Source organism: Desulfonatronospira sp. (assembly GCA_003563255.1).
In the GTDB taxonomy this organism is placed as follows: domain Bacteria; phylum Desulfobacterota; class Desulfovibrionia; order Desulfovibrionales; family Desulfonatronovibrionaceae; genus Desulfonatronospira.
Genome location: PWSL01000273.1, coordinates 1 through 7575 on the forward strand (window position 1 = coordinate 1; position 7575 = coordinate 7575).

Below are 7575 nucleotides of genomic sequence, written 5' to 3' on the forward strand. Positions count from 1 at the left end.
CAACTTCCGGTCCCAAACACCTTTGAAGTTCCTCATCAGGATCAACAGATTTACTTCTGCAGCGATTCTCAAACTGGCTCCTTATTTCCTCGCTTGGCCAGTACAAAAGAGCATTGGCTGCATAGTCCAGTATCTGTCCCACAACCTCTCTGCGGATTCGGGTGTCGCTGCTGCGTTTGACTTCAACAAGCGTTGGAATGCCGTCCTGATCAAGAAAGAGATGGTCAAGAGACCATCTGCCGGAACCATCTTCACGATCCGGGATGGGCATTTCCCGGGTTATGAGAAGCCAGCGGCGCGGTGTAAGTGCGTCTACCTGGTCCCCGGCCAGCAATGCAGGATATTGTTCGAGAAAACGCTGGAGATGATCTTCTGTGGAGTAGGGCTGGTGGGTCATTTCAACGAGGGTATCGTCGTTTTGAATGATAAATATTGATCCGGGCATGTAGGCCTCCCGTGGTATTATTATAGGAAACGGGTTTTACTTATTTTCCTGCAAGGCTGCAATGTTGAAGGTGGGTCGGCCGGGAGAACTTGATCCAAAGGCTTCTTCAGGGACCTTCCCTCAGGAATGGGGACCAAAGGAACCAGTCATCTTTTTTTCGATTATAGATTCTCCTGGCGTTATGTTCAAAATATCAAGCTCAGGAATCTACTGTATGAAACTTAACCTGCGGCTGTCCTCTTCTATCCTCTTAGAACAGTTTTTTTGAGGACAAAATGGTCTTCCAATGGCTGAAAAACAATCATGGTTGATGCGCTTTCTGTTTTAATTATGGTGTTGACCCCAGCCTGACCCTGTATCGAATTTACTTTGTTTTCCGTAAAAATATCTAGCTAAAGCATACTTAACTCTATCCAGGACAAGCATTCTATAATTTTCATTATTCCAATAATCAACCAGATCATCCTTCAATGAAAATTTATCTTTTTCCCTATCTAGTATGAACCAGTCATTACTTTTGTTGCTAAGATAGTAGAGAGGCATTTTTGTGATATGTCTTTTTACCAATTGAAGGGATACGTTGTCAGGACTATCCTGTTTGTCCAATTCATCGTAATCATAAAGGTGTTCAGGATGTTGCAGGTAATAATTCAAGAATCCTGATGCAATATCATCAATTTTCCATGATGTACCCTTAATAGATAGCAATGTCTTCAAGACAACCATTTTGTAAGATCTGACGGGGTTAAGATCTTTCTCAAGGTATTCCAAAAATGATTCACCCTGGGTGTTTAATAAGCTTTTTTCAGTATCAGATAGATCATCAAAAGATTTTTTTGTTTTTATCCAACTCCCAAAATGCTTGATGAATGCATGTGGATCTGCTCTTTGTGGATCAGCATAGAACTCACACAGCCCTGGTGAAATTAGCCCCAAGTCTTGCACAACCTCGTCATAGAGATCTCGTAACTGCTCTCCCCTCGGCATGGGTACAATTTCACGCAGTTTGCTATCCCAGATCCTTTGCACTTCAATATCAGGAGAAACAAAACAGCCCAGAGGAGGGTTGCTCATACCAGACTTGCTGCCTCGAGTTCTTGCGCTGTCTCGAATATATTCTTCAATTGATGTATATCCGGCTAAGGCCAGTGGAGCCACATGGGCACTTCGATAGTTGCCGACAAAATCTATGACCACAAGGTGCTTGTTCACATCTTTGGTCTGCACCTTTCGTAGCCCGCGGCCAAGTTGCTGGAGGAAGACCGTAAAAGACTGGGTGGGTCGCAGAAGTAGTACATGGCTGAGCCTGGGGATGTCGACACCTTCATTAAAGATATCCACGCAACATATTACCTTGAGGGGGTCATTTTCTTTCTCAAGCCTTGCTATGACTTTTTCTCTTTGATCCTGGGAAGAATCACCTACCAAGGCCGTAGCCTCAAAACCATGCTCTTGAGTCAAGCGATTTGCTGTATAATAAGCATGATCCACCGAACTGCAAAATGCCAGGGCCTTTATCTTGCCCTGGTATGGAAGAAATTTTTTGAGATTGTTGGCGATAAGGGCGTTCCTGGTGTCATTGGCCAGGGCCATGGTCAGTTCTTCTTGATCGTAGTCAGTTCTTTTCCAGGCGATCTGGGCATAATCTGTCGGATCATGGACAGCGAAGTACTGAAAAGGGGCCAGCAGATCCTTATCTATGGCTTGGAACAGCCTTATTTCATATGCAATGTTGTAATCGCATAACCAAAGAACATCTCGTCCATCCATACGCTCGGGAGTGGCTGTAAGCCCTAAAAGGAAATCTGGCTGGAAATAGTCCAGGACTTTGCGATAGGTGCTGGCCATTGCATGGTGGAATTCATCCATCACAATGTAGTCAAATTCCCTGGGATGAAAACGTGTTATATTGCCCAGCCGTCCCAAAGTCTGAATCATGGCAAAAACAGCCTTTGATCCGTGCGAAACCTCCTTGCTCCGGCCACTGAAGATCTCCAAACCATCTGGACCAAGCACATGGGAAAAGCTTTCCCTGGCTTTTCTGAGGATGTCTTCTCGGTGGGCAATAAAAAGGCACTTGTCTTTGCCGCTTTGAATAAAGTCAAATGCAGCCAGGTAGGTCTTGCCTACGCCGGTGGCTGCAATGACTGCTCCGGACCGAGCTTTTCTTGTTCTGAGTTTCTTAAGCCCTTCCAGAGCCTCACTCTGGGCGACATTGGGCTTTACCAATTCTGGTTCAATTATGGATTCTTTGTTTGTCCCGTACGCAGTAGAGCTGTCCGCCCAGACACTCGATTGAGTCGAGCTTTGCCCTGCGTATCCATATGTATCAGGCGGCTCTTCTCTTTCTTGAAAAACATCCCTGTGCCTCTCCCTGTATCCGGCCAGAAAATCTTCGGTAATATGTACACATTGATTTTCCCACAGGGAGTCAAACTCCTGAACTATCTTTTCCCATGGAGTCTGTTTTTCATAAAAGGGAAGGTTGATCTCGCCAGGTGTGTAATAGTTCCATTCAATGTTATCGGAAAATCCGCCCTGAGATAAGTTTGAAGACCCAATAATTGCCGAGCCTTTGCCTGTTCTGTGCTTGAAGATGTATGCTTTGACATGAAAATCACGCTGAGGATGCTTATGAAAAGGAATTTCCGGGGGATGAAAAACTTTGACCTTGAGCTCAGGCACATAGTCACGCAGATGAACCAGATATTCAGGCTTGATGAATCCGTTCATGGTGGACAGGATGACTCTGGCTTCACCTCCCTTGCAGATGAAGCGTTCAAACTCACTGGTCAAAATATTGGTGATTGCTGGGGAGTAAAAGGCCGACGCAATCCAGGCCTTGTCACTTCGTTCCAGTTCTCCACGGAAAAGCTCCAATAAAGAATTTGTATCCAAATGGGTACACACAAAACCCGGACTCTGCTTCAACCTGGCACCGAGAAATTGACCGTCAACGCTTTCCAGAAAAAGGCCCTGTTCAAAACCGCCTCTTTGCTCCCGCCGTCTTTCCAGTTCAGCGAGCAAATCGTCAAAATTGTAGTTTTGCTGCTTGAGAATAGTCAGTGTAATTTCGAGGACATCAGATGACTCTTGGAGCACTGACTCTTTGTCTCCATTAGTAACCGCAGTAAACAGTTCATAAGCCTCTTCTAAAAGCTTCTGGCTTGCAGCCCGGGTCCATTCCTGGCCTGAAAGACTTGATACGGCAGGCTGGTGCCCCTTTTCCCGGATGATGCTCGGGATTTTGTCCCTTACAAGCTTATAATAATATATGGGGTGAGAGTTTGAAATGTCCGTCATAAAGATTCTTGCCTTAATCTTCCTGCCTGTGGGGATTTTTTCTTTGCAGCACAAAGCTCATCCAGGTATCGCTGGATCTAATTTTGGACTCCTGCTCAAAATATTCTAAGCACACCAGTGAGAAATCACCAAAAATTTGGGATAGATCATCCTTTTGCCAGAGGTAAAACTCTCTGCCATCTGACCTGATTTCTGTTCCCTGGCCTTTTTTGAGGGTGATCAAAATTGTACCCTGGACTTTCAAGGCCTGGAGAATGTTCTTAAAAACTGTCTTGAACTTTTCATGGGGCACATGCACCAGGGCTCCAACCATCAGCAGAGCATCCTCCTTTAATCCACTGAAGTCAAAACTCTCAAAATCTGCTTCAATAACAGGAAGACCCGTATGCTGCCGGGCCAGTTCAGCTAGAGCCGGGGCGCAATCCAAGCCAGTACAGGAAAACCCCTTGTTATATAGCCATAGCATGTCCCGACCTGCTCCACAACCAATGTCAAGAATGCTTGCCCCTGGGTGAAGATATCTGGTTAAGGGTATCAGAAAAGACGATGGGTCAATCCCAAAGGTCTGTTCACAATAGTCTTGGGCCTGATTTTGGTAAAAATTGTTTGAAGACATAACGGACACAATAATTAAATTTGAGGCATGTTTTTCATTATCCGCCCAACCTATTATTCTCAAATATCTCCACCGGCATAGGATGCTGTAATTCCCAGATCATCTTGATGGGGCGTTCGCTTTCATAGCTTACCAGGTCTCCAGGCCCCAAAAAAGTAAAAGGCATGGTAACGCCGAGGCTTTTCTTCTGTTCCCGGACAAAGAAAAGCACAGTGTAGCCTTTTTCCCGATGATGGATGAGGTTCTGGCCGGTCTGTCCCTGTTGGGTGTTGGTGGATTGGGACTCCCAGTGGATGCGCTGTCTGCTGATGGGGTAGTCAGAATACATGGTGCTTGGCGAAAATTCGCGCTCGGTCTTTTGAAACGTGATCAGCAGGGCATAAGTCTTGTTTTGTTTGGCATGCAATATGCCGATGCCTGTGGGGCCTGTGGAATCAAGATTTGCCAGCCCCAGGGCAGCATTAATATCCCGGCTGGCATACCTGGCGTGAAGCTCCAGGTGGTTTTCAAAAGGAAGATCAAGATGCTTGCCTTCAATCTTTGATTCACGAACCCCCCAGGCCAGGATTTCGTCCATGTCAGCCAGGATTGTAGGATTCCTGGCCAGCCGAGTGAATGAATCTTCCAGCGAGGACATGTCCAGGTTGCCAGCCTTGTCTGCCCAGATCCTGTAGTGAGTGGAAATGGCTGTATTCCCGGCAATTGCCAGGGCCTGGGCAGTATCGTTTTCCTGCAAATAGTTAATGATTTTTCTCAGTCTGGCTATTTCCAGGGGGCCATTTATCTGGGCGATTCTAATCAGCGCATTTTTCAAGCGCTTCAGATCAGGATCACTGGGAATCTCTGATAAATGCGCCTTTGACTTCCACCCGCTCCAGGTCTCTTTGACCAGTAAACGCTCCGGCTCATAATCGTGGTGGCTGATAAAATTGCCAAAGGTCAGCTGCTGTCCGGTTTCGTTTTCAAAACTCTGCATCCTCTCCGGAATTTGCACTGCCAGGTTGCGCAGGTTTTCCCGGATATTTTCCAGGACATATTTACGGGAGACTCGGTCCAGCTGGATGCTGCAGCCAGGCGGCAAATGGGGAAAATCCATTTCCACTTCATGGTCAATGGAAAAGCGATGCCTGGGAAGAAGGGCCTTTAGTTTTGTATCAATGCGATATTTTCTGTGAGCCTGACCCACAAAGTCCAGCACGGTCAGACAGTCCTTTCCCGGTGCATGGCGCAGACCTCGTCCCAGCTGCTGCATGAACACCGTCAGGCTTTCAGTGGGCCTTAGGAACAGGACAAGGTTTAAGTCCGGCACATCCACACCTTCGCTCAACTTGTCCACTGTGAACAGAAAGGTAAGCTCTCCGGATCTTAGCTGCTCAAGCAGGCTGTGGCATTGGTTGTTGTCGACTCCAGAGACCAGGGCAGCTGAAGGTATGCCTTGCTGGCTGAACATATCAGCCATGAAGTGTGCATGATTGATGGATACACAAAAACCGACTCCCTTGACCTGATCCAGGTCAGGCTCGTAGCGCTTCAAGGCATCCAGGACAACATCCAGGCGCTGCCTGGCCAGAGCATGGGCGCCGGTGTAGATCTTGTCCAACTCAGCCACGTCATATTTGCCTTTTTTCCAGAAGCGGTCCTCATTAAGAGAGATGGGATCAGCCACGCCAAAGTAGTGAAAAGGACAAAGCAGCTTTTCTTCCAAGGCTTCAGGCAGCCGGATTTCTGAAGTAATGCGGTTTCCGAAGTCAGCCAGAACGTTTTCTCCGTCCATACGTTCCGGAGTTGCGGTCAGGCCCAGAAGCACCTCAGGGTCAAAGTGGTCGAATATTGGCCGGTAACTGGCTGCTGTGCCGTGATGGGCCTCATCAATGATGATAAAGTCATAAAAATTCCTGCCCACCTGCTCCCAAAGCCTTCTGCTGGTGAGCATACCCACCGAGCAGAAAAGATGCTTTACCTGTTCAGCCTGGTGCTGACCCACAAGTAGATCGCCAAAGTTTTGATCCTTAAGCACATTTCTAAAAGTATCCAGGGCCTGTTCCAGGATTTCCTGGCGATGGGCCACAAACAGAAGCCTGGCCTGCTTTTGCTTTTTCTGAAAAAAGCGCTGAAAATCAAAGGCCGCGATTACAGTCTTTCCGGTTCCAGTAGCTGCTACAACCAGGTTTTGGTATTGATTATTGACCTTTCTGTCCTGTTCCAGTTCTTCCAGGATACGTTCCTGAAATGGGTGCGGTCTCAGGTCAAAAAATACCGGAGCCCGGGCCTTGGAGTTTCTTGCCCTGCTGATAGCCTCGCGCAGCTGCCCGGGATCATCCGGATCAAAGGGAATAAACTCGCGGCTGTTCCAGTAGGTTTCAAACTCGGCTGAAAATTTTTCCAGGATATGCAGCATGTCCTGTTCAGTAACTTTCAGATTCCATTCCAGGCCGCTGGTCATGGCTGCGTGGGACATGTTGGCTGATCCGATGTAGGCTGTGGAAAATCCGGAATCACGCTTGAAGAAATAAGCCTTGGCATGCAGCCGGGTCCTCTGCGTATCGTAAGAAACACGGGCCTGCACATTGGGCATGCGGGCCAGCCATTCAACAGCCGGGGCATCAGATGCACCCATGTAGGAAGTAGTAATGAGCCGCACAGGCACTCTACGGTCCCGCAGGTACTCAAAGGCAGGCATCAACAGACGCAGTCCGGACCACTTGATAAAGGAAACCAGGATATCAACTGCATCCGCAGACTTCATCTCGGCCAACAGTTCATGCACCAATTGAGGGTCCCGGGGGGAGCCGGTGAAAAGACTGCTTTCGGAAATGGGTGTGTGGGGCCTGGGGACGCCTTTTCCTGCGTAGTCTGGAGGGGTTATCTCCTGGAGGACGGATTTTTTTCCGGCAACCAGCTGGCGAACAGCTGCCTGATGGTCTGTCCCGGAATACATCTGCTCAAGAACGGCATTGCAAATCCTGCGTCTGTTGTCCGGGTCAGTCTCTTCTTTTAAAACCTGTCTGACCACCTTGGCCACGAAATCTGCATACCTGTCCGGCTGTTCTTCAGCATCTAACTTGCCAAAAACCGTGCGCAGCTCAGGAAATCGCTCCAGCATTTCCTGCAAATTATTGTCCAGCAGGGCATCGTAAATGCCGTAGGCTGGCCTGCTGGTCATACCCCCTCCGTTGAACGCAGGCTTAAGTATGCATCCAGGACCGGAAGG

At 47.9% G+C, this 7575-nt stretch carries 4 protein-coding genes; all 4 read right to left on the minus strand.

All coding sequences use genetic code 11. The features are described 5' to 3' along the window. Positions 1-445 (minus strand): hypothetical protein (locus QZP87_RS07900; protein WP_291322376.1); only part of this gene is annotated, 445 nt, incomplete at its 3' end. A gap of 324 nt (positions 446-769) precedes the next feature. Next, positions 770-3748 carry a DEAD/DEAH box helicase family protein gene (locus QZP87_RS07905; RefSeq protein ID WP_291322377.1) on the minus strand — a complete coding sequence of 993 codons (2979 nt, stop codon included), beginning with the start codon at positions 3746-3748 and terminating at the stop codon, positions 770-772. 13 nt (positions 3749-3761) lie between these two features. Then, on the minus strand, positions 3762-4364 hold the full coding sequence (locus tag QZP87_RS07910; RefSeq protein WP_291322378.1) for a class I SAM-dependent methyltransferase: 603 nt from the start codon (positions 4362-4364) through the stop codon (positions 3762-3764). A 37-nt stretch (positions 4365-4401) separates the two neighbouring features. Then, positions 4402-7527 (minus strand): DEAD/DEAH box helicase, encoded by a 3126-nt coding sequence (locus QZP87_RS07915; protein ID WP_291322379.1) that lies wholly within the window; start codon positions 7525-7527, stop codon positions 4402-4404. Between the last annotated feature and the right edge of the window lie 48 nt (positions 7528-7575).

Bases quoted from the DNA above. Each gene is read 5' to 3' on its own strand.
- QZP87_RS07905 (WP_291322377.1), bottom strand. From the start codon at position 3,748: ATGACGGACATTTCAAACTCTCACCCCATATATTATTATAAGCTTGTA.
- QZP87_RS07910 (WP_291322378.1), bottom strand. From the start codon at position 4,364: ATGTCTTCAAACAATTTTTACCAAAATCAGGCCCAAGACTATTGTGAA.
- QZP87_RS07915 (WP_291322379.1), bottom strand. From the start codon at position 7,527: ATGACCAGCAGGCCAGCCTACGGCATTTACGATGCCCTGCTGGACAAT.